Here is a 26362-nt window from a genome sequence, read left to right as displayed (position 1 = left end):
TGTGTTTTAATTTCAAACAAAACAGAACACGTCCAATTTGAAAAACCAGCACACCTCACTAACCTGTTAATTTTTCATTATCATCAATGCTAAAGGTAATGCAGCCCTGGCGTATTTTCAGATTTTTTAAATCAACCCAATCTACCTAATAGGATATTTTCTTATGCAAAAGCTAACAGATGTCGGTGAAAACTTAGTTAATGGTATAGCATCTCGTTATAACCTCAGTCACGATGCAGTAATTCACATGTTAGTTAGCGTTAATAACGGCGGTTGCTCAATGGCGCAGTTTAATTGCCCAGAACTTGGTGGTTCTGGTCAATGGATGCGCGGCGGAATGACAATGGTTGGCGACATGTTTAACAACGGCTTAAAATCAACCGTTGATAACTTATGCAACGAACTTGCTAATATATTGAGCAATAACCAAATATTTCCGGTTATTCCTGCAGGAACGCCTGGCAGCAATCAATGGTGGCCAGGTAATCTAGGCAGCCCATTTAGCAGTGGTGCGCAAAATAATATTCGCTACGCTATATTCCCTAATCGCTTAGCCGTTGAATTAAATGGACAAGTGAGCGTATACGACACGTTAGATCATAATATTGGTGGTGTAAGCCAACAGCAAGGCAATAATACCTCTCTTACATTTAACAGTCAGTGGGGGACAATTAATGTAAATACCCTGCCATTAATTTCAGGGCAAACGCCAACGCCTCCAGAACCTCAAAAAGATTTTACGCAGCAAGTAACGCAGCCGAATTTTGCATCGTTAACACCAAACCAAGTTGAAGCACCGGCTAATAATACTGTGGGGCAATACTCGGTAGACGAAACACTTCAAATTATTGAAAAGTTAGCACAACTTCGCGACTCTAATGCGTTGAGTGATGATGAATTTAATATTAAAAAGTCTGAACTTTTAAAAAGGATTTAACCACTATCCTCCAATAGCATAGCGCTAAGTAAAAGTGGTTTATACGGTCTCTTTTTTATTCGGTAACATATGAAAACATTTAAATGTAATTGCACAGATCAACTTATTTTATTTTTTGAAAGCAGCCATTGTTTGGCTTGTGGCAGAACCGTGGGTATTGATGATGAGTTCGACCAAGTTGAACCCTATGAAATTGATGAACAATCGGGGCTATTTTACAAAGCAGAAGCGCCTGACGTTTTTTATAAAAAATGTGATAACAACGCTCAGTATCACGTATGCAATGGCATGGTTAATTTAGACACATTTATACCCGTTGCCGATAAAGACGAAGTGCTGTGTTTTTCGTGCCGCTTTAATGAAACTGTGCCCGATTTAAGTATTGTTGAACATATTCCATTATGGAAAAAAATGGAGACAGCAAAACGTCGCGCTTTGTATACATTAAAGTCATTATCACTCCCTTTAAATACAACGATTCAAGAACCTGAAAGCGGATTAAGCTTCGATTTTATAGCAGACCGTAACGTAAGCGATCACTTTGTAAGCCCAATTATAGGTCAAGACGTTGTATTTACAGGACACGACTGCGGGCATATCACTATAAACCTAGCCGAGGCAGATGACGTAGCACGCTCACAAGCTAAAATAGCAATGGGTGAGCGTTATCGTACTTTACTTGGTCATTTTCGCCATGAACTTGGTCATTATTATTTTGATCAACTAATTGCAAATTCACCAAAAAAACATACTTTATGTAAGCAATATTTTGGTGATGACGAATTAGATTACCAGCAAGCACTCGATACTCATTATAAGCAAGGTGCGCCAGCTAACTGGCATGAAACCTTTATTAGTGAATACGCTACTATGCACCCTTATGAAGACTGGGCAGAAACATGGGCGCATTACATGCACATTATCGATACGCTTGAAACAGCCAAAAACTTTTCAATTACAGGCTCAACAACGGGTAATGAGTTTGAATTAGATGAAGCAGACGAGCTTCGATTGCCACAAAGTGCTTATTACTTTAATTCACAAACATCGATTGATGCTATTTTAGATACTTGGATGGAATTTTCGATTATTCTAAATTCACTAAATCGCAGCATGGGACTTGCCGATGCCTACCCATTTGTACTAACTCAAGCGGTGCGAACTAAGTTATCTTTCATCCATCATGCCATTCATAACAGGCTCAATTTAATGCCTGATTTGAGCATTGGAAAAGTGTAATAAAATAAGCTCAGTCCAAAAAACATTTTAATAAAGAGCCATTTATTCTTGCTATGACTTTTCATGCATAGGTAGATGGCTTTTTTATGATGAGAAAAAAGCCGTAAAATAAAAGTCTAAAAATAGTATATATCCTACTTTCTCGCTGAAGCTTTATTAGCTTGTCACAGCGAGGTTATTCTTAAGTCGACTTATGACTTTTTCTTGATAAGTACTTACTGTAGAAAACTTTTGTATTGATACAAATAAGTCAGTTAGTTTTTCGTTTGATATATCAGAGATATTAATCCCTTTGTATATAATAGGTGCATTATTTTGTCTGGTTAAATTATCCGACAGTAAAATGTTCAATTTTACTGTACGTGCTAACTCTTCTTGATACAGAAAAAATTCTCTTAAATGTGTGCTAACAATATTGGCTGGTTTTGATCTGTCTATCATTAAAATCTCATCTATCAATCGATTCAATCTACTGCGAGATTCGATTGCTTCGTCGAGAATATCTAACCAATTAAGCTTTGTATTTGATAGTAAAGCTAAAAAATATACCGTACGTGCTTTATTATAATTAATAAAACCAGGCCACATAACATCTTCGCTAGATACTTTAAGTGCTTTATCAAACTGCTCAGCGGCAGATTTAAGATACATACTTACTTCTTCAAGTATTGATGGCTCTATAGTGTTAATATTTTTTTGAGCCAGCTCTAAACCATCAATCGACAAAATATCTACAGAGTTCATATTTAGCGACTCACGTAATAAATGCATGCCTTTTTTGTTGTAATACAAACCTAGGTAATTATGGTAAATGGTTTTTGTCACTGGATTACGAAGAATTGGACCTCTCACATGAAGTAAGTCTGCATGAATATTAAAATTATCATCAGCCACAAAACTTTGGTAAGAAACAACAGCTTTAAATAGCTTTATTGTTTCCGTTATTTGAATTGAATTACCTTTACTCACCGAGTGCAATATTTCACAGCGCCTATCAACTTCTGACAAAATTGTGTCCATACGCTTTTTATAAAGCTCTTTGTTAATTTCTGATGCATTAAAAACAGCTGGAAATAAAACAATTAGGTCAATTATATATTGCAGGGTATCGGCAAAAAGAACGGCGGTTTCTGACTCTTTTTTTAGTTTATGCTCAATAGAGTCAAAAATTTCTTTCTCTAGTGTATTTTCATCTTGGGACTTAAACTGATTAATTAACTCTGGAAGTGAGGTTACGTAATTTTCATTATCTAAAATGTTACCTTCCATTTTACTAATGTTATTTACACTATCAATTGATGTATATGTTCTAACGGTAATAAATAAAGCTAATACGGCTATACAAAAGCTTACTGTTGATATGGTAAAGCTTAGTAAATCTTTACCTTCTTTTAAATCATATACCCATACAGCAAGAAAAGCTGAAAGTAGAACAAGTAATAATATTGTAAAATATAACATTTTTGATGTGCGCATATGTCTTCCAGACTTGGGTCGGGCTAACAATCTAATATTGCTGATTTATAACACGAAAAACGCAGACTTCACACGCAAACTGAGAGCTATATAACCCCTGTAGAGCACAAGTAATGAAATATCTGCATCACTTTTCCCATTTACCCAGCGCTTGTTTGTCACTTTGTTTAAACTCAACCCAATTTGATGAGTCTTTAAAATGCTCTTTTTTCCAAAACGTGGCGTGGTTTTTTAAATAATCCATTATAAATTGTGCGCCTTCGAACGCGGCTTGGCGATGGCGGCAAGTTACGCCTACAAATACAATTTGCTCGCCAAGTGCTAAGTAACCAACGCGATGAATAATGCATATTCTCGCCAGTTGCCAGCGAGTTTGTGCTTGCTCTGCAATAGATTGAAGAAGTTGCTCGGTCATACCAGGGTAGTGCTCAAGCTCAAGTGCAGTAACGTTATCGCCACTGCTGAACTCTCTTACCAAACCTGTAAAGGTGACAACAGCGCCATCGCTTTTATTATTACTACAAAGCGTATTGTGCTCGTCACCTACATTAAAATCATCGGTTTGTACTTGAATATGTATGCTCATTAGCCACCTGTAACCGGCGGAAAAAAGGCAAGCTCATCCCCTGCTTTCACTATTGCGTCGCTTGATGACATAGTTTGGTTAAGCGCTGCAAGTAGCTCACGCTCCTCAAGCCACGGTTGCCAATGCGGGTATTGGCTAACTAATCTTAATTTAAGTTCTGAAATAGTAAGCGGCTGCTCAATCTCAAGGCTTAATTTACTGCACTTTAACCGCTCTTTTAGTTGCCCAAAAAACAATAACTCTACATTTTGGGCGCTAGGTATAGCATCGTTTGGATTAATCTCGCTGCCAACTGCCATTTTTGCCCCCAGCTTTTTGAGTAACGCGCATACCGCTAATTTCCATTAGTGGGTCGGCTGCTTTACACATATCAAACAAAGTAAGCGCAGCAACAGATACCGCCGTTAGCGCTTCCATTTCTACACCCGTTTTACCGGCAAGTTTGCAATAGCTGGTTATTTTAATTTGGCTGTTCGCTTCATCAAGCTCAAAATCAACAGCAACTTTACTCAGTGCAAGCGGATGGCAAAGCGGAATTAAATCGGCGCACTTTTTAGCACCTTGAATACCCGCAATACGAGCCACGCCTAACACATCGCCCTTTTTGTTTTGATTAAGCATTACTTGCTCAAAGGCAAGCTTGCTCATGCTAATAAATGCTTCAGCTGAGGCATCGCGCAAGGTTACGTCTTTGAGCGATACATCAACCATATTAGCTTGGCCGTTTTCGTCTACGTGGCTTAGCATACTATTGCTCACGCGATTCACACTTTTTACCAATGGTAATGTGCGGTACAAAGTTGCACGGTTTATGCATTGAGTTAAGTTGATCTTTTATAATGCCTGTCCACGCTGTTTTACATGCGCCTGTAGAGCCTGGCATACAAAAAATAACGGTGTTGTTAGCAAGTCCTGCAAGTGCACGAGATTGAATAGTTGAGTTACCAATTTCACCGTACGATATATGTCTAAATAGCTCACCAAAGCCGTCTACGCTTTTATCAAACAGCGGCGCAAATGCCTCAGGTGTTGAATCACGTTCGGTAAATCCTGTACCACCAGTCACTAAAATAGCGTGAATGGTGTCATCGGCAATCCACTGCGATGCAATAGCGCGCATTTGGTAAACATCATCTTTTACAATTTCTTTATCCGCTAAGTGATGACCCGCCTCAGTTAGCGCTTTAATTAAGTAATGACCAGAAGTATCGGTAATCGCATCGCGCGTGTCGCTTACTGTAAGTACAGCAATGTTTAAAGGTATTTGTGTATCGCTTGTGTGGCTCATAATGTTCTTCTCAATTGGTTAATGCTTTGGTCAAAATGCTCATTTACAGCTTTAAATTGCGCCGGTGTATTGGTGTTTATTAATGCGTGCGCTTTATTACATAAAAGCGTTTGCACACCAATGCTTTGGGTAAACTGTTTTATTGATTTATGACTGTTTGCGTTTGTGAGTATGTGTTTTAAATGATTTTTTACACTGTGTGTATTACGAATATACAGCGGTAGCGGTTCATTTTCAAAGTGCCAAGCATGTATTTGTGACTGATTTAATTGATTGCTCACACTTTGTACGTTATTTGTCTGAGAAGCCAGCACTATTGTGCTTAACAAACTACTTGTGAGTAGTGGCATATCTACCGCAGTAATAAGTAAATCGTGCTCGGTGGCTATTAATGTTGAGTAAATTCCGCCAAGGGGTCCACTATTTGGGTATATATCTTTAACGTACTTTTCTGACGGATAATGGTTCAATGATTTGATTGGATTTGTAACGTTGCGGCTTACCAATATGTTTTTAGCGCCTGCGTCTTTTAATAAATCACACGCATTGTGCAATAGCGTTTTATTTTTTAAAACTAAATCGGCTTTGTCTGTGCCCATTCTTGATGACTTACCACCAGCAAGCACAACGCCTGTAAAATCTCGCTTAACTTTCATATTAGCTTTTATATGAGTATTCACATCAGCTCCCATATTAGCCGCCTAACATGGCTAAGTGAGTTGTCGCACCTGTAAGACGCTTATCTAGCTCATGGCTTATTTCTTTATTGCCCATAGCGGCTCGAATTGCCTTTACGGTCGCTGCAGTATCATCCTCGTTTAGCAGTTCGCGTAAATCTATACCTTGCTCAGCAAACAAGCATAAGTGTAATTTACCTAACGCCGACACCCTTAAGCGATTACAGCTTTTACAAAAATCTTTACTGTACGGCATTATTAAACCAATACGACCATCGTAATCAGGATGACAAAATTCCTCAGCGGGTCCGTTTAATTTCCCCCTAACGACTTGTAACCAACCTTGGTCGAGTAATTGGGCTTTAACCGTTTGCCCACTTAAGTGGTTTTCTTCAAAAAAGGTTGCGCCGTCACCTGTTTCCATTAATTCTATAAAGCGCACTGTAACTTTGTGGTGCTTTACCCACGCTAAAAAATCCTTCAATTGGTTTTTATTAAACTGTTTGGCAAGCACCGCATTTATTTTTATATCTTTTATGCCCAGCTCTACCGCGCGTTCAATCCCTTTTAAAATAAGGGTAAGTTTGTCGTGCCCTGTTATGAGTTTAAACATACTCGGATTTAAACTATCAATACTTACATTAAGCGCATCAAGCCCGGCTTCTGCAAATTCATCAATTTTATTTAATAAATTAAATCCGTTGGTAGTAATGGCTACTTTTTCTATGCCAGGTGTATTTTTACAGAGCTTTATAATATCGGTTACGTCGTTTCGTAAGCATGGTTCGCCACCTGTAATGCGCACTTTTTTAGTACCTAGCTCTGCAAACGCATTTACCAGCGTGCTAATTTCATTTTTATTTAAAAAATTACGCGGCGTATCGCACTGATACCCATTTGGTAAACAATAACTACAACTAAAATTACATACATCGGTTATTGAGAGGCGCAAATAGTTAAACTGCCGACCAAATTGATCATTAAGCATATGCTTCCTTTTTTCTTTACATTACAACCGCAACATCAATGCTGCTAGAACCTGCTTTGTAATGTTGTTTTATTAATTGGCTTAATTGTGTTTTACACGAACCGCAATTCGTTCCACATTTAAGTTCAGACCCCAATTGCTCGACTGTGTTTGCACCGTTTTTAATGGCGTTTATAATTGGCTGCTCTCTTACTTTAAAGCAGCTACACACTTGTGCACCTTGGGTAAATTCTTCATCGGGGGTTGCATAAAGCAAAGACTGTAACTGTGTAAAAGTCAGTAATGGCTCTGCAAACAAATGGTTTATCCACTCAAGTGATATTTCTTTTTGTTCATTAGAAATAACACCAACAAACGCTAATTGATCGTTTTGAATACACTGCACATGCATGGCTTTTGCCGTATTCATAGCCGACCACTGCCCTTGTAAACCAGTTAAGGTTTGGCAGTAATACAGTAAATCACTTTGTGGCTCATTAAGCGCCAATTGGTAATTAAAGCAATTACTAGCATTAACTTTGAGCCAAAAATCACTGTTTATAACAAGTTCGTTTTTAGCAAACAGCTGCATATATTGCACAAAGGGTGCTTTAACTATATTAACAGCGCCGTGTTTACACTCAGCCTGACCAGATAGAGGGTCAACTACCGATTGATATAACCCACTTACTGTTGCTGATGACGCAAATTGCTTATTCCAATGAATAGGCATAAAGCATTCACCTTTTCGCACGGCATCGGTCACTTTTGCATGCGCGGTAACCTGCCCAGTTTGGGCAATTGCACTTATTAAATCGTTTTGTTTAATTGCTAATTTACTGGCATCAAGCGGATTAATTTCTATGTACGGCCGTGTAATATGCGATGAAAGCGCAGTGCTTTTACCGGTGCGGCTCATGGTATGCCATTGGTCGCGTATACGACCCGAGTTCATTATAAACGGGTAATCACTTGATGTTTTTTGTACCGGTAATTGCGGCGTTATAGGTATAAAACGCGCCTTTTTATCAGCGGTGCTAAATTGGTTATCTGTAAAAACCTGACCATTTTTATAAGGCTCGTTTTTAACAACAGGCCACATAATGGGTTTTAAATTATCATACTGATTTTGTGTGAGCCCAACTAAACCAGAGAGATTTAATAATCGGCTGCCGTTATTTTCAAAGTCGGTTAATTGTGCCCATTCTTCAAAAATGCCACTTGGGTCTGTAAAATCAAACCCTTCAAAGCCCATTTTTTTAGCAACATCGCACATAATTTGCCAATCGTTTTTAGCTCCTGAATAAGGCGCTACTAACGGGCGCTGCCTTGATATTCTGCGCTCTGAGTTAGTTACTGTGCCGTTTTTTTCGCCCCATCCGGTTGATGGAAAAACAACATCGGCAAATTTTAACGTATCACTTTTTGCAATACAGTCAGATACAACCACCAGCTCGCAGGTCTCTAATGCTTTTTTAATAGCGGCGTTGTTGGGCAAACTCACCATTGGGTTTGTTGCCATTATCCACACTGCTTTTATTTTACCTGCGGCTATTTCATCAAACATATCAATGGCATTACTGCCTGCTTTTTTAGCGATAGTTGGCGAGAGCCAAAAACGTTGTACAAGTGACTGATGTGCTTCGTTTTCAATATCTAAGTGCGCCGCTAACTGATTAGCCAAACCACCTACTTCGCGCCCGCCCATCGCATTGGGTTGCCCAGTAATTGAAAACGGACCACTGCCTGGCTTAAGTAATTTACCTGAGGCTAAATGTGCATTAATAATGGCGTTGCATTTATCTACACCCGAGTTTGACTGATTTATACCCATTGAATAAAAGCTAATAGCACTTGGGCTGTTAGCAAATAGCGCATAAAACTCAGTGACTTGCTCAATTGCTATATCGCAAAAGTCGCTAACTGCCTCACAGCTCCATTTTTGTGCCTCTTGCAATGCGCTTTCAAAGCCGTTTGTGCGCTGAGCAATAAATTGCGTATCGAGGTGGTTATGCTCATTTAAATAATTAAGTAAGCCGTTATAAAGTGCGGCGTCACTGCCTGGTTTTATATTTAAAAATGTGTCTGCAAGTTCAGCAGTGTCGGTTTTTCGCGGATCAATAACCACCACTTTCATATTTGGGTTAAGCTGCTTTGCACGCTCCATTCGCTGATACAAAACCGGGTGAGTCCATGCGGCATTAGAGCCAATTAAAATAAGTAGCTCAGTTTGCTCTAAATCCTCGTAGGTACACGGCACTACGTCTTCACCAAAAGCGCGTTTATAACCTGCCACAGCAGACGACATACACAGGCGCGAATTTGTATCAATATTGCCTGAGCCTATGTAGCCTTTCATTAATTTATTAGCGATGTAGTAATCTTCAGTAAGTAACTGCCCTGATACATAAAATGCCACCGCATCGGGTCCGTGCTTTTGTATTATGTCGTTAAATTTATTGGCAACGTAGTCGGTTGCTTCATCCCACGTAACGGATTGGTTATTAATAAGAGGCGACGTTAAGCGATTATCACTGCCTGTTGTGTCGAGCAAATGCGTGCCTTTTACACATAAACGACCAAAGTTTGCGGGGTGCTCTCGCATGCCTTCAAGCTTGGTTGGCACATTATTAAAAAGTGAAATATCAACACCACACCCTACACCACAGTAAGCACATGTTGTTTGTTTTAAACTCGTTTTATTTATAGTTGGTGACGTGTTTGCGGTTGCCATACTGCTCTCTTTTAGTGTGCTTTAATTTATGCGGGCTGTTTAACAGGCTCATTAAGAGTAACTACGTTAATAGTGTTACTTGCTTTAGCGAGTGCGCTGCTTATTACGTTTTTAGCGAGCTTTTCACAACCTCCACAGCCTGTACTAGCTTTGGTGCTTTGCTGCACACTTGCCAAATCTATGCAGCCTTTAGCGACTGTTTGTTCAATGGTGTGTTTAGTTACTTTATGACAAGCGCAAATAATAGCGTCATCAGGCAAGTCGGCGGCGCTTAGCTCTGCTATGTCGCCAGCAAGGGGCATAATGAGCGCTTCGGGGGCGGTGGTAAGTTCAATGTCGTTTAAGTGATATTGCAGTAAATTATCGTAATCGCTGGTATCGCCAACAAGTACCGCGCCAATCAGCTTATTACTTTGTGAATTAGTGACTACTTTTTTATAAATGCCATTGGGTTGATCCTCAAAATAATAGCTTATTGCGCCTTCGCTGCGTGCATGTGCATCGCCAATAGAGCCCACTTCAACACCCATTAATTTGAGCTTAGTGCTCATATCGGCACCGCTAAATTCATCGGCTTTATTATCTAAGGCAGTACTTTGCAAAGTACCTTGCTGCGTATCTTGTAAAATATGTCCAACTGCTATTTTAGCCATAGCGTAACCGGGTGCCACTAAGCCAAAAATAAAATTATTCCATAGTGCACATTCACCAATTGCGTATATGTTTTTGTCGCTCGTTTGGCAGTGGTTATTAATTACAATACCGCCGCGCTCACCTATATCTAAATTAAACTCGCGGGCTAAATTATCATAAGGGCGAATACCCGCCGAAAATACAATCATGTCGGTTTCAAGGGTTTTACCGCCTTTAAAACACATTTTGTAACGGCAACTTTCACCTTCTACTATTTCCTCAGTTGCTACCGATGTATGCACAGTAACGCCCAAATCTGTAATTTTGTTTTTTAGTAACCGACCGCCCCCCGCATCAACTTGTACACCCATAAGTTGCGGTGCAAATTCTATTACGTGAGTCTGTAAACCCAATTGCTTTAATGCGTTTGCAGCCTCAAGCCCCAGTAAACCGCCACCAATTACCACGCCTACTTTGCTGCCGTGGGCTGAGTTTTTTATTGCGTGTAAATCGTTAATGGTGCGATAAACAAGGCAATGCTCACGATCTTTACCCGGTATAGGAGGTACAAATGGAAATGAACCTGTAGCAAGCACAAGCTTGTCGTATTCAAACAACTCTCCTTTAGCGGTTGTTACAGTTTGCGCATCACGATTTATGTCAACCACTTTAGAATGAGTATGAAAGCGTACTTGCCAATCGTCATAGGTTTTATTGCATGTAAGTGCGAGGTCGTCCGCGGTTTTGCCTTTAAAAAAAGAGGATAGTTGCACGCGGTCATACGCTAAACGGTCTTCACCGCTCAATACGGTAATTTCAAATTGCTCATCAGCCTGATTTTGAGAAACCAGCTGCTGCACAAAATGGTGCCCCACCATTCCGTTTCCTACCACTACAACACGCTGCTTGCTTAGCATTTACTCACCTTAAAATGATATCTACTTTAGTAATTGACTAAAATTGAAATCGAATGATTTGTTATAGGATTGTTATAGCAATATGTAAGCCAAATATATAAGCATTTAAAATCAGCAAGTTACCTACATTGGTGCAGAAGTAAAAAGCATAAAGCCCCACAAGATGGTGCAATTGCACCATCTTGTATCGCTATAAATTACAAGAGGATCTTAGAAGATAGTGAGGGTTAAAATTTAGCACTCATCCATACCCACAATTTTTGAGTATCGACTTTATTAGCTGCAGTATCGCCCGCTGAGTAATCAGCATATTTAACACCCACTGCGTATTGTTTATTAATAGGTTTAACGTATTGTACGTTTAGTTCACTGCCTAAATCATCAACCCCATTTGATTGCTCATTAGCATCAAAACTGTGATAAGCCACCAGCCATTTTCCGTCAAACGCTTTACCATTTAAGCTTATGTAGGTGTCGTCCAAGCCTTGTGTGGGTGTATTTAAAAACGTATCTGCCCAACCATTAAATTTATGCAGCGTGGCAAGTGGTGTTGCAAAGCCGTAATCGCCATTGTCAGAGCCAAGTGACTCTATGCCGACTTTTAATGTTACTGTTTTAATGCCCAACCCATTTAAATCAACAGCGCCTTCAAGTGCATAGTAATCGGTATCAAAATCACTCACGCTTGTTGACGCAGACTGCGTTGCATACTCCGCTTTGTAATAAAATTTTATGTCGTTTAGGGTTTTATTACCGTTAAAAGAAACGCCATAAGTGTCTAAACTGTCGTCTTGTAGTGCATCGTCACTTAATAAGTAACTGTATAAAACCACTTTACCGTAGTCTGTTTTAAAGCTTGCATTAATAAGATGATCGGACGATTTAATGTCTTTATCGTCAGCAAATATGCGGTTACGCTTATTTAAATAACTGTATTGTAAATCTATGTTATTAAATGCGTAATTAATGGTTGCTGCATCAAAGGTTTGTCTGTCTTGGCGCCAACCTACATGCCCAACAAAACGCTGCCCATCAAGGGCTATTACTTGGCGTCCTACTTTTAGCGATAGACCATCGCGGGCATATTTAACAAAACCTTGGTCTATCTCAGTGTTTTCTGGGTCTGCAATAACAGAGTAATTAGTGTTTTTCCCCACCGTATTGTTGTAATCATCTACGCCCAATAGGCTGCGAGTGTCTTCTACTTCAATAAGGGCTGAAAAACCATTAACCTCGTCTGTTTGATGCGTTAAGCGGGTTCTAAGTGTTAAGCCGCTTGCATCTTTTAAGGCATTGTTTTGATCAACGCTTTCAAAACGCAGTCTAAAATCAAGATCAGTTTGCGCAGCAAAGCTTATTGAAGGCGCAGTGAAGCAACCCAGTATAAAAATAATAGGTAAGTTGTTCTTATAGTTAAGCATTTTGGTTCTCTACGTTTTAATTATTAATACACATACCAAAGCAATAAATAAACACAGCGAAATACATTTCCACACCATAACTGGATCGCGTTTCATTATTGAACTTTTATTAGCGGTACTTTCTAAATAAGGATTAGGTTTGTTGATATCGTTTATAAACTCAGAAAAAGCTTGGTATCTGAGCTCTGGTTTAGGGGCAAGCGCCTTCATAAGGGCTTGATCTAACCAAAACGGAATATCGGCTCTGTATTTACGAATACTTGTGTAGTGCCAATGGCTGTAATCTTTTGGCGCTACGTGGTTAAGTGGCAGTGGTTTGTAAGGCAATTTTGAGCACAATAACTCATATGCAATAACGCCAAGTGAAAACAAATCACTTTTAAAATCGGCGTGCATAGTAATAAGTGTTTCAGGTGCGGTGTAGTCTGCAGTACCTTGTGGGCAATCATCCGCAATTTGTTTAACCGACTCGTCCATAGCTGCAACACTTACTGTGCCGTAATCAATGAGCGTTACTTTTCCGTGCGCATCTATCATTACATTATCGAGTTTTAAATCGCGATGTACCATATCGAGTCGCTGAAACGCCCTTAGTGCATGTACTATTTGTTCAATAATACTGCGTACTTGAGTTATTTCTGGGTGCGGCACGTCGTGCTTCCAATCACTGAGTGTTTGCCCGTCCATGTACTCACAAATATGATACAAAAAACGACTTTGCGATTGCGTACTCAGTACTTTCATCACGTTTAAATGGTTTATACGTTGCCCTACCCAACCTTCTCTTATAAAGCCTTGAAGGTAGTGCACATCGTCTTCAAAATTAACCGAAGGTGCTTTTAAAACCACTGGCGGTATATCGGGCGCTTGTTGCACTAAATAAATATGCGAGCGACTACTGGCATGCAATTTACGAATAACCGTGTAGTCATCAATTTTTTGTCCAACATTAAGCGCAGGTGGAATTTTTCGTCGTGTTAGCGAATGATAAAGCTCATCTAACTTTTGCTCGGCAATATTTTCTACTTTTACAAGCAAACAACTTACGTTGTCGTCACTACCTCGCGCTAATGCAAGTTCGGTAATTGCTTTAGCTGCATTTTCTAAATTAGCATGCTCTAAATTAACGTGTTCATTAATTAATTTAGCTATATCGCTGTTTGGGAGCACATCGTGTACGCCATCGCAGGTTAATATATAAATATCGTCTGCTTTTAGGTCAACTTCGTATACATCTATTTCTTGATGAAGTTGTGCCCCTAATGCACGCGTTAGCGTATCGTTTACTTTGTGATCCCGTGTTATCGCCTCTATTTTGCTGCCTCTCAGGCGGGTAATACGCGTATCACCTAAGTGAAATATATACCCCGTTGCCGACTTTAAAATAAGTGCTGTAAACGTGGTCATCCAATCAGCTTGGCGCTGACCTAAGTGATTGTAATTAACCGATTGCGAATACAACCACTGGTTTAAACTCGCAAGCACCTTCGACACTGACTTTTTAACTGCCCAACTTTCGGGGGTATTTAAATACTCATTAATAAAATGAGTAACCGAAATCTGAGACGCTTGTTTAGCATTTTTTGCTGATGAACACCCATCGGCTAAGCAGGCAATAACGCCTTTAGACTCTTTTTCTTGCGCTTTGGTGTTAAGGGCAGCAAACGCATCTTGGTTTTCTGCTTTTAACCCTTTAGCGCTGTGCCCGCCAAATGAAACATTAAGTTCATTATTTACGGCGCTCGCTTTGCGTGTTTCATCAAACATGGTAAATAATGCCTTACGTCACTGAAATAAGTTCAACGGTGCCATCTTCATTTACTTCGGTAATATGCCCATCAGGTTCTCTCATAAAAAACAGTGCGCCTAAACCAAGTATTGCACTGCCCGCAATTATGAAAAAGAAAGTTTGATAATCAACAAGCGATAACGCTGTTAAGTAAACGACCGCACCAACATTACCGTAAGCCCCTGTCATACCTGCAATTTGCCCAGTTAAACGACGTTTAATTAGCGGTACTGCAGCAAATACGGCGCCTTCACCGGCTTGCACAAAAAACGAACACGCCATAGCTGCAACCACTGCAAGCCATAAAGGCCACGATGCATCAACTAAGCCCATTACAAAATAACCAACAGCAAGACCTGTAGTAAGCACAATAAGTGTTATACGACGACCTAATTTATCTGAAATCCAACCGCCACCAGGGCGAGATGCCAAGTTCATAAACGCATAAGCAGAGGCTAAAATACCCGCATACACCATATCAAGCGCAAATACATCCATAAAAAACAGCGGTAACATAGAAACAACCGCAAGCTCAGAACCAAAGGTTGTAAAATATAAAATATTTAAAACAGCCACTTGCTTAAACTCATAACGGTGCGACTCAGGGACAGGCTCTTTAAAAATATGACCATTTACGTCATAGGTTTTATACACTTCGTAAACATAAAGTAGAATTAAAAAAGCATACACGGCAAGTACAAAATTAGCAGAAATTAAGTTAGCACCGGTTGGCGAAAGCTTCCAAGTAAGTAATGCTAATGCACCGTACATTGGAATTTTCATAATAAGCAGTAGTACAAAGTCACCTTTGCTTGTTACTTCCATTGCGCCTACTTTTTTAGGTTTAAAGTATGTACCGCCTTTTGGTGTGTCAGTTACATTGATATACCAAATAACACCAAATATAACGCTTAATACACCGGTTAAACCTACTGCGTAACGCCAACCATCTTCGCCACCAAACATAAGTGCAATAATAGGCAGTAACATAGCCGCAGCTGCTGAACCAAAGTTACCCCAGCCACCATAAATACCTTCGGCTATACCCAACTCATTAGCAGGAAACCATTCACTCACCATACGAATGCCCACAACAAAGCCAGCACCAATAAAGCCTAAAGCAAAACGCGCTATTGCGGCTTGCTCAAATGTGGTTGCCATAGCAAACATAAAACATGGAATACTACAGCTAATAAGTAGTGCCGCATAAACAATCCGGGGACCAAATTTATCGGTTAGCATACCCACCACAACACGGGCTGGAATAGTTAACGCTACATTTAAAATTAGTAATGTTTTAACTTGTGCCATGGTGATCCCAAGCGAACCTGCTATAGCACCTAATAATGGAGCATGGTTAAACCATACAAAAAATGACACAAAAAAGACCATCCAACTCAGATGTAATACTTTCATTTTTCCTTTAAAGGATATTAGGTTAAACCCAGAACTCGGTTGCATGTTTATTTTCCTCGTAAACGTATTGTTGTTTTATTAAAAGCCCCACCCTTTTGTCTAGGCAGGCACTCGAACTTGTTAAGTTTTAGTTAACACATTACAGCAATTACTGAGCCACTAATTAAATTTCATATATTTCAGCTAGTTATGTGTAAATCCTGTTTTAATACGTTATAGTTGCACTATATGAGTGAAGAGGGATGGACTGTTAGAGTGCAAATAAAAAGCGTTACTACTTGCTCTTGGATTTAACAAATTGGTATTGTTCAAAAAAAGTATGAGAAGTTTAAAAATGCAAAAACCACCATTAACTTACCAGCAGCAACTGCGCTATTCTCGGCACATTATGCTCCCGCAGCTTGATATAGACGGACAAGAGCGACTATGGCAATCGCATGCTTTAATTATTGGTGTGGGTGGGCTTGGGTGTGCGGTAGGTCAATACTTAGCGGCATCTGGCGTTGGGACGCTTACCTTAGTTGATAACGATGAAATAGAAGTGACCAACCTGCAAAGACAAATACTGTATAAAGAAAGTGATATTGGTAGCTCAAAATGCAGTGCTGCTAAAAAACAGCTTAACGCGCTTAATAGTGAAATAGACATAAACACTATTGAGGCATTTTTTGATGCAAGTACCTCTACAGAACAATTATTTAATAACATTGATATAGTAATTGATTGCTCAGATAACCTAACAACGCGCAATGCACTTAATAGCGCCTGTTTTAACGCTAAAGTTCCACTGGTGTCAGGCTCGGCAATACGTATGGAAGGACAAGTCGCGTGTTTTACTATGGATGAAAACAGCCACTGTTATGGCTGTTTATCGCAGTTTTTTAGCGAGCAAACACAAAGCTGCTCAGAATCCGGTGTGCTCTCTCCTATTGTGGGGCTAATAGGCAGTATTCAGGCAACTGAAGCGCTAAAAATGCTTGCTGGTTTGCCAAGTGGCTTAAACAAACACTTATTGCTGGTGGATGGTTTAAGCATGGAATTTAATCGTTTTAAAATAGCTAAAAATAGTCAATGTGCGGTGTGCAGTATCTAGTTACTCTAGATTGCTGATTGTTGTATAAAGCACATCGCCCACTTTAAAGTCGTTATTGTCCCACACTCGTCTTGATGCCAAGCTAAACAACGTTTGCCCATCTACATTAAGCGTTAACTGCCACTTATTATTAATAAGCTCAGCCTGAGTTAATACCGACTTTAAAACATTGCTATGCGTTGTTTGCTCAGGCTTTAACGCACTAAACGACATTTGCTCACTTTCTATAATTAGCTTATTACTGCTATCTACAAGTGCAGGAAGCACAAAAAGCGGCTGCTCACTTTGCTGTAATTGTAGTTGATATAGCCCGTAGTCTTCATCAAATTTAACCACATCGTAATTAATTAAGCTCAGCGGTGTTTGCCTATCGTTTGCATAAATAGCTTTTGCAACGTGTGCACTTGCACCTTGGTTTATCACCTTACCTTTATCAAGCTGAATAAGGGTATCGCAGCAAAATAGCAGCTCTTTTAATGAGTGACTTACTATTATAAATTTAATATTAAACTTAACTGCAAACTCGCTAAGTTTAGTGAGTGTTTTAAAACGCAATGACCAATCAAGCGCGCTAAAAGGCTCATCAAGCATTATAAATTTTTGACCGGCTAATAGCGTACGCGCAAATACTACACGTTGGCGCTCGCCGCCCGATAAGCTTTGTACATCACGATTTAGTAAGTCTTGTAATTCAAGTGTTTTAACAACGTACTGAAGCGTTAAGCTTGTTTGTTTATTCCCGCAGTGTTTTTGTGTAAACGCTAAATTACCTGCAACATCTAAATGAGGAAACAACGGGCACGATTGCAACTGAAGCGTAATACCGCGTTTATCGCTTGGTAACTCATGCACTGGCTGATTGTTTACATAAACATTTTTTGCCGGCTCTAAACCGCTAATACAACGCAGTAATGTTGACTTACCAGAGCCTGAAGGCCCGTAAACACCCAATACATTAAACGACTCAAGCTCAAGGTTTATATCTAAATCAAAATTATTGAGTGCTTTAAAAAGGCTTAACTTAATCATGTTATTGCTTAACCCCTACAATGCTTTTATTAAACTTAAATAACAGCACTAAACAGGCAAACGAAATAGCCAGTAAAATAAGTGAAAGCTGATGCGCCGCCGTATAATTTAACGATTCAACATGGTCGTAAAGCGCAATAGACACCACCTGTGTTTGCCCCTGAATATTGCCGCCAATCATTAATACCAAACCAAACTCACCCAATGTGTGCGCAAAGCCTAAAGCAAATGCGCTACCAATACTGGGTTTTAAAAGCGGAATAATTAAATGCACAAAGCGTTTAAACGGGCTTAACCCAAGCGCAATGGCTGCTTCGTTATAGGTTTGATTAATATGCTTAAACCCAGCCACAAGTGGCTGCATAACAAAAGGCAGTGAATAAAAAAGCGAGCCAATAACCACGCCCTGAAAACTAAACGCAAGCTGTGTACCCGTTAGCCAAAACCAAAACTGCCCAAAAGCGTGATCAGGCGAAAATAAAACAAGTAAGTAAAACCCTAACAACGTAGGCGGCAGCACTAAAGGCATTGCAATTAATGCCTCTAAAAATGGTTTAAATTTACCGTTATAGCCAGCGAGCTTGTAAGCCAGTGGAATACAAAAAACAAGAAGGAGCACTGCGGTTATAAAGGCAAGTTTTATAGTTAACCACAGCGCGGTTAAATCACTTTGAAGCATTGTTGTCCTTTATTCTGTAACCTAGTTCAATTAACTGCTGCTGCGTAGCCTCTGCCATTAAAAATTGCATAAGTTGCTTAGCGCTAGCATGCTTTTTAGTCGACTTAATAATAACGCCTTGTTGAATTATATCGGGATAATGATTGGTAGGCAGCACGGTGTAATCTAAATATTTTTGATCTTGCGTGTTACTGTAAGCCGCCTTTAGTGATGAAACAGCCACCAGCCCTACTCCTACATTACCACTTTGCACAAACTGAAACGCATGCGTAATATTATTACCGTACACATAATTTACTGGCTTTTTAAAATGGTTATTAGCGTAGTGCTCTGAGGCACGCCCGTATGGTGAAAAGCGCGGATTAGCAATGGCTACTTTATCATTTACTTTTTCAGCTTTGGGTTGCCACAAAGCAAGCTCGCCTAACGCGTAAGTGATTAAACTGCTTTGCTCGGCATAGCCTTCTTTAATAAGTGATTGCGGTCGAAAATCGTCGGCCGATAAAAACACATCAAATGGCGCGCCATGCACTATTTGCGAATATAAAACACCGCTAGAAGCGGCTGATATTTTCACGTCAACATTAGGTAATGGGGATTTTTTTAGTAGGGTTTGCAATACAGTTTTAAAATTACTCGCTACGGCTACTTGCAGCGTTTCTTTTGCATTTACGCCGCACGAAAGCGTGCATGCTATAAGCAAAAAATAACCCAACCATGTATTGTAAAGCTTTGACATTATAAGTATTGTTTCAAAATAAAATGATTTAAGTAAGCAATATATATGAACGATGTTTGCAATGCACCCGGTTTATTGCCAATTGAAACTGCAATACAAAATATACTTGGCTCAATAACGCCTGTTAAAGACGTTGAAACCATCACTATAATGCAAAGCGTTGATCGCGTTTTAGCAAGCGATGTTAAATCAACTATAAACGTACCAGCTCATGATAACTCCGCAATGGATGGCTATGCGCTATGTATTTCAGATAAAAGCTTAACCTATACACAAGTAGGTAGCGTGTTTGCGGGGCAAGTTTTTGAAAAAACGCTTACCCCAGGGCAATGCGTAAGAATAATGACCGGCGCCGCCATTGCACCCGGCGCTAACGGCGTTGTAATGCAAGAAAACGCCTCGGTTGATGGCGATAAAATTACGTTTACTGCGCAACCTGAGCTAAATGAAAACGTACGTTTTGCTGGCGAAGACATTGCAATCGACGATGTTATTTTAAAAGCAGGCGATAAATTAAAAGCCGTTGATGTGGGGTTACTTGCATCTTTGGGAATTGCCAATATAGACGTGGTAAGAACCTTAAAAATAGCCGTGCTTTCTACAGGCGATGAGCTAATTGAACCTGGTCAGCCTCTTAAGCAAGGCGCTATTTTTGAAAGTAACCGCGCTGTTATTATTAGTGCGCTGCAACAAAAAAATATCGATGTGATTGATTTAGGAATAATCCCTGATGACAAAGAACTCATTACTAATGCATTTTTGAAAGCGAACGAACTTGCCGATGCCGTAATAAGCTCAGGCGGTGTATCGGTTGGTGAAGCCGACTTTACTAAAGAAGTGCTCAACGAAATTGGCGAAATACACTTTTGGAAAATAGCCATGAAACCAGGCAAACCTTTTGCCTTTGGTAAACTAGCTAACAGTTACTTTTTTGGCTTGCCAGGTAACCCTGTGTCGGCTGCTGTTACGTTTAATCAGTTAGTAGAGCCTGCACTGCAAAAGTTGTCGGGTCTTGGTGAAGTAAACCCTAAAATGCGATTTAACGCGGTTACTACATCCGTTATTAAAAAGCGCCCTGGCAGAGCTGACTTTCAACGCGGTACAGCAACAATTAACGAGCAAGGTGACTTAGTGGTTGCCCCGTTTAATAAACAGGGCTCGGGTGTACTTTCGTCGCTTAGTAAAGCTAACTGCTTAATTGTAGTGCCAGCACAAAGCGGCAATATCGAAAAAGGCGCAACTGTAAGTATTGAGTTGCTATAAAGCCTAAAATGCTACAGCTAACTGTATAATTTAGCTGTAGCGCTATGTAGGTCTTAAAATATTTTTATATTTAATGTTTGAATTAAACAATTTAACTTTTCGCTATGTCCTACAAACTCTTCTTTGCTTAATCTATTAACACACTTTAGCGCATTTTTAGTCGCAAAGTATCTATCATAACTTAGGCTTCTTTCGCATTTAACACTATACGTTGAGGGCCAAGAGCCACCGGCACCCGTTGCTATGCCAACAACGTTACATGTAGCATCTATATACTGCTCCCATGCTTTTATTTGTGCTTTAACTGCATCTACTTGGTAATCGTCATTTAGTTGTGGGTAGATTTCATCCATCATTTTACTGATTTTAGTTTTGTATCTATTGCCCTCTAAATTATAAGTATTGCCCGTGTGCATTGCACCGCCTTCTGGCCAACCATCAGCGCTTTGTGCAAATGCGCCAAATGGTGAAATAGCAAAAGCAAACCCAATAATAATTTTATTCATTTTAAATCCTTTTAATAGTTACCAGATACCTGAAAAAAACGCTCATAAAAAATGCCGCTAAGCTTAACTGAGCGGCATTATATTATTCAATAAGCTTTTAAAGAGGTCTATTTAAAAACCAAATATTTTTAAATCAAAAAACTTAGTCGCCACTGTATTTATAAATATCACAGCTAGAATGACAGGAATAAACGTTGAAAGTGAAAAGTTAACGTACTTTTCCATCAAGCTTCCCGCATAATTAGGCGAACCTAAGCTTAGCTCTTGTGTTAAGCGTGCTTTTTTCCAGCGGTACATTACAAACAAACACACCATTAAGCCATTAAGCGGTAAAATTGTGTCGTAAAATACATCAACAATAATATCAAAAAAGCTCTTATTAACGCCGCCATAACTGGTGAAAGATGTGAGGCTGTCAATCATACCAAACGACATTGTACATAAAATAGTAAGTACACCGGTTGAAAGTGTAAGGATGCCCAATGCTTTTTTACGGCTAATACCTTTACGGTCACTTAGTGTTGCAGTCGGGACTTCTACTATTGAAACAAGTGAAGTAATCGCTGCAAAAAATACTAATAAGAAGAATGAGAACGCAACAATAGATGCACCTACATAGCCAATATCATTTTGCAGTGCTAATAATATTTTAGGTAGGTATACAAAAATCATTGATACAGACGAGTCAGAAAGTGCTGATGGGTCTGTGTTTGGATCAAAGCTAAATATAGCGGGCAACACCATTAGGCCCGCTACAAACGCAACGAGTGAGTCTGTAATAGCGACCATTTTAGCGCTACTTACAATGTCATCCTTTTTAGAAATGTACGACGCGTAAGTCATTAATATACCCATACCCAGCGATAGCGAGAAAAACGCTTGGCTTAATGCGCCATTAAGTACACTTGCACTCATCTTAGAAAAATCAGGAATAATGTAGTATTTTACACCGGCCATTGCGTTATCAAGCGTTAATACATAAGTAACTAAAGCAAGTAGCATGAAAAGTAAGGCTGGCATTAAAAATTTAGCGGCTTTTTCTATGCCTTGTTTAACACCCCCTAATAAAATTAAGTTAACAATAATAACCACAACGGCCATATAACCAAACACAGTGTAACTATTAATAAAAACACCAAAGTGGCCAGGATCTGCAAGTAAATCTAAATTACCGAGGCCTGTTTGCGTTAAGTAACCAAAAATCCAAACCGTAATTACCATATAAAACACAGCAATCATAAATGGTGTAAGCACCGCTAAAAAACCTGCTAGCTTCCATTTTTTATCGTTAGTAGATAATAGCTTGTACGAACCAAGTGGATCTTTTTGAGCGTTACGACCCATTGCCATTTCAGCCATCATGACTGGTAAACAAATGAACACGACAAATAAAGCGTAAATTAATAAGAATGCGCCACCACCATTTTTGGTAGCAGAAACCGGAAAACCAACTAAATTACCAATACCAACAGCCGAACCTGCCGCTGCCATTATGAATCCGAGACGGGAACTAAATCGTTCTCTATTTTCGCTCATGCATAAAACCTTTTTATTATTTTGTATATTTCAGCGACTCTACCAGTGTTACACAGATATTTTCAAGCAATTACAGCTTAAAAATAAAATCGAAGTGTAAACCTGTGTAAATACGCTTTTAATTCACCAATTTTCAACGCTGTGGTAGTATTGCGTTAATCAAATTTAACAATTTTTATGAGATTCCTTATGTTGTACATGATTCACTCAACAGATGTTGAAAACAGCTTAGAGCTTAGAAAAGCAGCACGCCCGGCACATTTAGCACGCCTTAGTGAGCTTGATTCACAAAACCGTTTATTAACTGCGGGTCCATTTCCGGCAGTCGATAGTGAAGATCCTCAAGAAGCAGGTTTTACCGGTTCATTAGTTGTTGCGGAGTTTGAGTCAATAGAAGCAGCTCGAGAGTGGGCAGCAGCTGACCCTTACGTTGCCGCTGGCATCTATGAAAATACAATTGTTAAACCTTTCAAAAAAGTGTTCCCTGCTTAAAAGTGTATTAAACCCTAAGAGCGTGTGTTGCACTGTAATTCAGGGTTTGTTCACAAGATTTTAATTAAAATTACTGGGATAAAAGCGAATTTAGCGTTTTTACTTGAATTTTAGTAACTTAGTTAATTAAACTAAGTGGGTCTGGTCTAGGAGTTTTCCATTATGCGCGTATTATTAAGCCTCGGTTTTATTGCTTGTGTTAGCTTAGCTAACTTTGCTCAAGCAGCGACGGCCACCCAAGCATCTCATGCTGAGGTGGACAAAAAGAAAGCCGTAATACTTGCAAAGAAAACAATAGGCGGTAAGACCTTAAAAATTACCGAAAAAACAGATTTTTATACCGTACGAATACTCAAATCTGACGGCCACGTCGTTGATTTACATATAAATAAAAAAACCGGCGAAGTGAAAAAGGATTAACAAATGCGAATTTTAGTTATTGAAGACGATTTACATTTAGCAGATAACCTACGTAATGCTTTAGAAAAAGAACGTTACAGCGTGGATTTATGTCACGATGGTGAAGCAGGTCTTTTCCACATTACAGAATACCCGCTTGATATGGCCGTAGTTGATTTAGGTTTACCTAAAATAGACGGTATTGAGCTAATCAATAAAGCACGAGCACAAGGCATTACTATCCCTATTTTAATCTTAACAGCGCGCGATCGCTGGCAGGATAAAGTAGAAGGTTTAGATGCAGGTGCAGATGACTACCTTACTAAACCATTTCATGTTGAAGAACTTATTGCACGTTGTAATGCATTAATTCGTCGCAGTGCTGGTAAAGCAAATCCAGAAATGACTGCGGGTCCAATTAAAATTCATACACGTTCACAACAAGTATGGGTTGATGATAAAGAACTTAGCCTTACAGCTTACGAATATAAAGTACTTGAATACTTAATGGTAAATCCGCAAAAAGTAATTTCTAAATCAGAACTTACTGAGCATATTTACGACCAAGACTTCGACCTTGATTCAAACGTAATTGAAGTATTTGTACTACGTTTGCGTAAAAAGCTTGACCCTGAAGGCGTACTAAACCCAGTAGAAACACTACGTGGGCGTGGTTACAGGCTTAAAAGCCAGTGGTAATACCGCAAATATCGTTAAAAATAAGGCAAGGATTTATCCTTGTCTTTGTTTTATTAGTCGCACTCCCTATCTTATTTTATTCAATTGGCAAAGCGTATTACGCTTCGCTTGTTGATGCGACAGAAAAAACCCTCGAGGCGCAGCTCTACTCGCTAATATCTGAAGTCGACTTTACTGAGCATGGTATTATTATGCCCAGCACTATTTTAGCGCCTGAGTTAAACAGATTAAATTCAGATACCTACGCAATGATTTACCGCGATGATGACCCTGTTTGGAACTCAGAATCGGCTGTAAATTTAAACTATGTACCTCAACAAATAGAAACCAAAGCCGGTGCCGCCGACTTCAGGCGTGTGGAGTATAATAATACCGCGTACTGGCAACTTAGCCTGACTGTAATTTTAAACAACATAGATCAATCAGAACAAGCTCGCTTTATATTAGTCAAACGTAACGACGCTCTACTTCGTATAATGGATGGCTTTAAGCAAACCCTTGTAGATTGGATGTTTATCATGGGGATTGCAATTGCAGGCCTAATGGCTATTGGTTTCATTTGGAGCGCTCGCCCACTCCAACGACTCGATAAAGAAATAAAAGCGATTGAATCGGGTGATATTCAAGAAATTAAAGGCCTCTACCCTGTAGAGCTGCAAACAATAAAAGCAGACCTAAACTTGCTACTTGAGTCGCAACAGCGCCAAAAAGAGCGCTATAGAGCCTCATTAAGCGACCTTGCTCATGCACTTAAAACACCGCTTGCAGTACTAAAATCAAGTCCATTGGCAAACGATGCCGATGCACAAGAACAACTCGACCGAATTAATGTGATGATCGAGCACCAATTAAAGCGTGCTGCAACCGGTGCATCAGACACGTGGAAAAAGCAAACACCTATTAAGCCAGTACTTGATTCAATACTCAGTGCTATGGCAAAAGTATACCGTGATAAAGATATTATTTTCACCTGCACCGTAACCGAAAAAGATTACTTTTTAGGTGACCAAACAGATTTAATGGAATTACTCGGTAACTTGATTGATAACGCCTGTAAAGCGTGTCGCTCGCAAGTAGAAATACAAGTAATCCAAAGTAAAACTCTGTGTATTGGAATTAGCGATGATGGCCCTGGTGTGCCAGAGGATAAACGTGAATCTTTACTTACACGTGGTACTCGCCTCGATACATACGAAAGCGGACACGGCGTAGGCATGGCGATTGTATCTGATTTAGTTAAGTCGTATAACGGGACGCTTACCATTACCGATGCTGATAACTTAGCCGGCGCTCAATTTATCTTAGAGTTTAATTACAATGACAAAAAGTAACTATTTATTAAAACTAACTGCCATTGTGCTATTAGCTACAAGCCAGTACAGCTTTGCAAATGAAGCATGTACTTTAGCCGCTAAAGCAACAACCGATGAAGCTAAGCGGTATATTCAATGCCTAGATAGCCAGATTGATAAAGCAAAGCAAGCACAAGGCAGTTGGATACAAAAGCGCAAATATGAGCTAACTAAGTCACAAGAAAGCACAGGTAATACGCAAGTATTGCCGTTATTTATGCGCAGCATTAAAAATAACGAAAAGTACCTTGAGAGTGCCTGCCAATGGCGTTACTTAATAAAACTTCCTAATGCGACAACAGCGGCCATTAGCTATAAACTCTGTGAAATTGAGCTTATAAATCAATTTACAGAATCACTAAAACACCCATTTTAACGTAACTTAAGCACACTAAACTAGTTATACCAACCTGCATAAATCTTTGATCAATTTAACGAATTAAATTGCACTATAACGTCGTTAAAAATTTTTTATTTAGAACAACTAGATACAAA

26 protein-coding genes are annotated in these 26362 nt (G+C 39.5%); 9 read left to right on the top strand and 17 right to left on the bottom strand.

Annotation, left to right across the window (positions count from 1 at the left end):
* The first annotated feature begins 163 nt into the window (after positions 1–163).
* Together AAEY62_RS02470 and AAEY62_RS02465 are read left to right on the top strand one after the other, a co-directional pair.
* Entirely contained in the window at positions 164–937 is a 774-nt protein-coding gene (locus tag AAEY62_RS02470) for an SHOCT domain-containing protein (RefSeq protein ID WP_007585227.1), read from the top strand.
* Between the two features lie 69 nt (positions 938–1006).
* Positions 1007–2176, top strand: coding sequence for a zinc-binding metallopeptidase family protein (locus tag AAEY62_RS02465; protein ID WP_197111380.1), 1170 nt, complete (start codon positions 1007–1009; stop codon positions 2174–2176).
* A 156-nt stretch (positions 2177–2332) separates the two neighbouring features.
* Here AAEY62_RS02465 and AAEY62_RS02460 read toward each other — a convergent pair whose 3' ends face one another.
* From AAEY62_RS02460 to AAEY62_RS02405, 12 genes are all read right to left on the bottom strand, one after another.
* A complete protein-coding gene (locus AAEY62_RS02460) occupies positions 2333–3652 on the bottom strand; it encodes a hypothetical protein (protein WP_350634544.1) in 1320 nt (439 codons plus the stop codon).
* Between the two features lie 127 nt (positions 3653–3779).
* Positions 3780–4238, bottom strand: coding sequence for a molybdopterin synthase catalytic subunit MoaE (gene moaE, locus AAEY62_RS02455; protein WP_007585235.1), 459 nt, complete (start codon positions 4236–4238; stop codon positions 3780–3782).
* On the bottom strand, positions 4238–4537 hold the full coding sequence (locus tag AAEY62_RS02450; protein ID WP_350634543.1) for a MoaD/ThiS family protein: 300 nt from the start codon (positions 4535–4537) through the stop codon (positions 4238–4240). The genes moaE and AAEY62_RS02450 overlap by 1 nt, the downstream gene beginning before the upstream one ends.
* Positions 4515–4985: a cyclic pyranopterin monophosphate synthase MoaC gene (gene moaC, locus AAEY62_RS02445; protein WP_350634582.1), complete on the bottom strand. Its 471-nt coding sequence runs from the start codon at positions 4983–4985 to the stop codon at positions 4515–4517. The genes AAEY62_RS02450 and moaC overlap by 23 nt, the downstream gene beginning before the upstream one ends.
* A gap of 1 nt (position 4986) precedes the next feature.
* Entirely contained in the window at positions 4987–5526 is a 540-nt protein-coding gene (moaB, locus tag AAEY62_RS02440) for a molybdenum cofactor biosynthesis protein B (protein ID WP_007585240.1), read from the bottom strand.
* Entirely contained in the window at positions 5523–6182 is a 660-nt protein-coding gene (locus AAEY62_RS02435) for a molybdenum cofactor guanylyltransferase (RefSeq protein WP_442960167.1), read from the bottom strand. Before AAEY62_RS02435 ends, moaB begins: the two co-directional genes overlap by 4 nt.
* Positions 6183–6219: 37 nt before the next feature.
* Positions 6220–7191: a GTP 3',8-cyclase MoaA gene (gene moaA / locus AAEY62_RS02430; RefSeq protein ID WP_024590923.1), complete on the bottom strand. Its 972-nt coding sequence runs from the start codon at positions 7189–7191 to the stop codon at positions 6220–6222.
* 16 nt (positions 7192–7207) lie between these two features.
* On the bottom strand, positions 7208–9904 hold the full coding sequence (locus tag AAEY62_RS02425; RefSeq protein ID WP_350603205.1) for a nitrate reductase: 2697 nt from the start codon (positions 9902–9904) through the stop codon (positions 7208–7210).
* Between the two features lie 26 nt (positions 9905–9930).
* Positions 9931–11454 (bottom strand): FAD-dependent oxidoreductase, encoded by a 1524-nt coding sequence (locus AAEY62_RS02420; RefSeq protein ID WP_350603203.1) that lies wholly within the window; start codon positions 11452–11454, stop codon positions 9931–9933.
* Between the two features lie 227 nt (positions 11455–11681).
* Complete coding sequence (locus AAEY62_RS02415) at positions 11682–12875, bottom strand: alginate export family protein (RefSeq protein WP_350603201.1); 1194 nt, start codon at positions 12873–12875, stop codon at positions 11682–11684.
* A gap of 9 nt (positions 12876–12884) precedes the next feature.
* Complete coding sequence (locus AAEY62_RS02410; protein WP_350603200.1) at positions 12885–14642, bottom strand: bifunctional protein-serine/threonine kinase/phosphatase; 1758 nt, start codon at positions 14640–14642, stop codon at positions 12885–12887.
* A gap of 13 nt (positions 14643–14655) precedes the next feature.
* Entirely contained in the window at positions 14656–16125 is a 1470-nt protein-coding gene (locus tag AAEY62_RS02405) for a NarK family nitrate/nitrite MFS transporter (RefSeq protein WP_350603198.1), read from the bottom strand.
* A 289-nt stretch (positions 16126–16414) separates the two neighbouring features.
* On the opposite strand from AAEY62_RS02405, the gene moeB reads away from it, so the two are divergent.
* Positions 16415–17173 carry a molybdopterin-synthase adenylyltransferase MoeB gene (gene moeB, locus AAEY62_RS02400; protein ID WP_350634542.1) on the top strand — a complete coding sequence of 253 codons (759 nt, stop codon included), beginning with the start codon at positions 16415–16417 and terminating at the stop codon, positions 17171–17173.
* Here moeB and AAEY62_RS02395 read toward each other — a convergent pair whose 3' ends face one another.
* Genes AAEY62_RS02395 through modA form a run of 3 tightly spaced genes read right to left on the bottom strand, consistent with a single transcriptional unit; the run spans position 17174 to position 19620 of the window.
* Positions 17174–18202: an ATP-binding cassette domain-containing protein gene (locus AAEY62_RS02395; RefSeq protein ID WP_350634541.1), complete on the bottom strand. Its 1029-nt coding sequence runs from the start codon at positions 18200–18202 to the stop codon at positions 17174–17176.
* Position 18203: 1 nt separating this feature from the next.
* Entirely contained in the window at positions 18204–18881 is a 678-nt protein-coding gene (gene modB / locus AAEY62_RS02390; RefSeq protein WP_002959821.1) for a molybdate ABC transporter permease subunit, read from the bottom strand.
* The gene (modA, locus tag AAEY62_RS02385) at positions 18868–19620 is read right to left on the bottom strand and encodes a molybdate ABC transporter substrate-binding protein (protein ID WP_350634540.1); all 753 of its coding nucleotides are present in this window, start codon (positions 19618–19620) and stop codon (positions 18868–18870) included. Before modA ends, modB begins: the two co-directional genes overlap by 14 nt.
* Positions 19621–19665: 45 nt before the next feature.
* On the opposite strand from modA, the gene moeA reads away from it, so the two are divergent.
* Positions 19666–20883 (top strand): molybdopterin molybdotransferase MoeA, encoded by a 1218-nt coding sequence (gene moeA, locus AAEY62_RS02380; protein WP_197237071.1) that lies wholly within the window; start codon positions 19666–19668, stop codon positions 20881–20883.
* A 53-nt stretch (positions 20884–20936) separates the two neighbouring features.
* Here moeA and AAEY62_RS02375 read toward each other — a convergent pair whose 3' ends face one another.
* The gene (locus AAEY62_RS02375; RefSeq protein WP_197237070.1) at positions 20937–21389 is read right to left on the bottom strand and encodes a lysozyme inhibitor LprI family protein; all 453 of its coding nucleotides are present in this window, start codon (positions 21387–21389) and stop codon (positions 20937–20939) included.
* 111 nt (positions 21390–21500) lie between these two features.
* Positions 21501–22925 carry a sodium-dependent transporter gene (locus tag AAEY62_RS02370; protein ID WP_024590912.1) on the bottom strand — a complete coding sequence of 475 codons (1425 nt, stop codon included), beginning with the start codon at positions 22923–22925 and terminating at the stop codon, positions 21501–21503.
* 189 nt (positions 22926–23114) lie between these two features.
* On the opposite strand from AAEY62_RS02370, the gene AAEY62_RS02365 reads away from it, so the two are divergent.
* From AAEY62_RS02365 to AAEY62_RS02345, 5 genes are all read left to right on the top strand, one after another.
* Positions 23115–23417, top strand: a complete 303-nt coding sequence (locus tag AAEY62_RS02365) for a YciI family protein (RefSeq protein ID WP_010552536.1) — start codon at positions 23115–23117, stop codon at positions 23415–23417.
* 162 nt (positions 23418–23579) lie between these two features.
* A complete protein-coding gene (locus tag AAEY62_RS02360) occupies positions 23580–23837 on the top strand; it encodes a PepSY domain-containing protein (RefSeq protein WP_002959808.1) in 258 nt (85 codons plus the stop codon).
* A 3-nt stretch (positions 23838–23840) separates the two neighbouring features.
* Complete coding sequence (locus AAEY62_RS02355; protein ID WP_007375447.1) at positions 23841–24515, top strand: response regulator transcription factor; 675 nt, start codon at positions 23841–23843, stop codon at positions 24513–24515.
* Positions 24509–25846, top strand: coding sequence for an ATP-binding protein (locus AAEY62_RS02350; protein WP_010552535.1), 1338 nt, complete (start codon positions 24509–24511; stop codon positions 25844–25846). The genes AAEY62_RS02355 and AAEY62_RS02350 overlap by 7 nt, the downstream gene beginning before the upstream one ends.
* Positions 25833–26243, top strand: a complete 411-nt coding sequence (locus tag AAEY62_RS02345) for a hypothetical protein (RefSeq protein ID WP_101163078.1) — start codon at positions 25833–25835, stop codon at positions 26241–26243. The genes AAEY62_RS02350 and AAEY62_RS02345 overlap by 14 nt, the downstream gene beginning before the upstream one ends.
* The last annotated feature ends 119 nt before the right edge of the window (positions 26244–26362 follow it).

This window comes from Pseudoalteromonas sp. GW168-MNA-CIBAN-0100 (assembly GCF_040309225.1).
Classification (GTDB): domain Bacteria; phylum Pseudomonadota; class Gammaproteobacteria; order Enterobacterales; family Alteromonadaceae; genus Pseudoalteromonas; species Pseudoalteromonas arctica.
Note: the sequence above shows the minus strand (reverse complement) of the source record. Positions and strands in the feature narration are given on the sequence as shown.

Excerpts from the sequence above, each read along its gene's own strand:
- AAEY62_RS02450 (WP_350634543.1), bottom strand. The coding sequence starts at position 4,537 with ATGGCAGTTGGCAGCGAGATTAATCCAAACGATGCTATACCTAGCGCC.
- AAEY62_RS02420 (WP_350603203.1), bottom strand. The coding sequence starts at position 11,454 with ATGCTAAGCAAGCAGCGTGTTGTAGTGGTAGGAAACGGAATGGTGGGG.
- AAEY62_RS02415 (WP_350603201.1), bottom strand. The coding sequence starts at position 12,875 with ATGCTTAACTATAAGAACAACTTACCTATTATTTTTATACTGGGTTGC.
- moeA (WP_197237071.1), top strand. The coding sequence starts at position 19,666 with ATGAACGATGTTTGCAATGCACCCGGTTTATTGCCAATTGAAACTGCA.
- AAEY62_RS02370 (WP_024590912.1), bottom strand. The coding sequence starts at position 22,925 with ATGAGCGAAAATAGAGAACGATTTAGTTCCCGTCTCGGATTCATAATG.
- AAEY62_RS02395 (WP_350634541.1), bottom strand. The coding sequence starts at position 18,202 with ATGATTAAGTTAAGCCTTTTTAAAGCACTCAATAATTTTGATTTAGAT.
- AAEY62_RS02410 (WP_350603200.1), bottom strand. The coding sequence starts at position 14,642 with ATGTTTGATGAAACACGCAAAGCGAGCGCCGTAAATAATGAACTTAAT.
- moaB (WP_007585240.1), bottom strand. The coding sequence starts at position 5,526 with ATGAGCCACACAAGCGATACACAAATACCTTTAAACATTGCTGTACTT.
- AAEY62_RS02435 (WP_442960167.1), bottom strand. The coding sequence starts at position 6,182 with ATGAAAGTTAAGCGAGATTTTACAGGCGTTGTGCTTGCTGGTGGTAAG.
- AAEY62_RS02425 (WP_350603205.1), bottom strand. The coding sequence starts at position 9,904 with ATGGCAACCGCAAACACGTCACCAACTATAAATAAAACGAGTTTAAAA.
- moaE (WP_007585235.1), bottom strand. The coding sequence starts at position 4,238 with ATGAGCATACATATTCAAGTACAAACCGATGATTTTAATGTAGGTGAC.
- AAEY62_RS02345 (WP_101163078.1), top strand. The coding sequence starts at position 25,833 with ATGACAAAAAGTAACTATTTATTAAAACTAACTGCCATTGTGCTATTA.
- AAEY62_RS02405 (WP_350603198.1), bottom strand. The coding sequence starts at position 16,125 with ATGCAACCGAGTTCTGGGTTTAACCTAATATCCTTTAAAGGAAAAATG.
- moaA (WP_024590923.1), bottom strand. The coding sequence starts at position 7,191 with ATGCTTAATGATCAATTTGGTCGGCAGTTTAACTATTTGCGCCTCTCA.
- AAEY62_RS02470 (WP_007585227.1), top strand. The coding sequence starts at position 164 with ATGCAAAAGCTAACAGATGTCGGTGAAAACTTAGTTAATGGTATAGCA.
- moaC (WP_350634582.1), bottom strand. The coding sequence starts at position 4,985 with ATGCTAAGCCACGTAGACGAAAACGGCCAAGCTAATATGGTTGATGTA.
- AAEY62_RS02360 (WP_002959808.1), top strand. The coding sequence starts at position 23,580 with ATGCGCGTATTATTAAGCCTCGGTTTTATTGCTTGTGTTAGCTTAGCT.
- modA (WP_350634540.1), bottom strand. The coding sequence starts at position 19,620 with ATGTCAAAGCTTTACAATACATGGTTGGGTTATTTTTTGCTTATAGCA.
- AAEY62_RS02465 (WP_197111380.1), top strand. The coding sequence starts at position 1,007 with ATGAAAACATTTAAATGTAATTGCACAGATCAACTTATTTTATTTTTT.
- AAEY62_RS02375 (WP_197237070.1), bottom strand. The coding sequence starts at position 21,389 with ATGAATAAAATTATTATTGGGTTTGCTTTTGCTATTTCACCATTTGGC.
- moeB (WP_350634542.1), top strand. The coding sequence starts at position 16,415 with ATGCAAAAACCACCATTAACTTACCAGCAGCAACTGCGCTATTCTCGG.
- modB (WP_002959821.1), bottom strand. The coding sequence starts at position 18,881 with ATGCTTCAAAGTGATTTAACCGCGCTGTGGTTAACTATAAAACTTGCC.
- AAEY62_RS02460 (WP_350634544.1), bottom strand. The coding sequence starts at position 3,652 with ATGCGCACATCAAAAATGTTATATTTTACAATATTATTACTTGTTCTA.
- AAEY62_RS02355 (WP_007375447.1), top strand. The coding sequence starts at position 23,841 with ATGCGAATTTTAGTTATTGAAGACGATTTACATTTAGCAGATAACCTA.
- AAEY62_RS02365 (WP_010552536.1), top strand. The coding sequence starts at position 23,115 with ATGTTGTACATGATTCACTCAACAGATGTTGAAAACAGCTTAGAGCTT.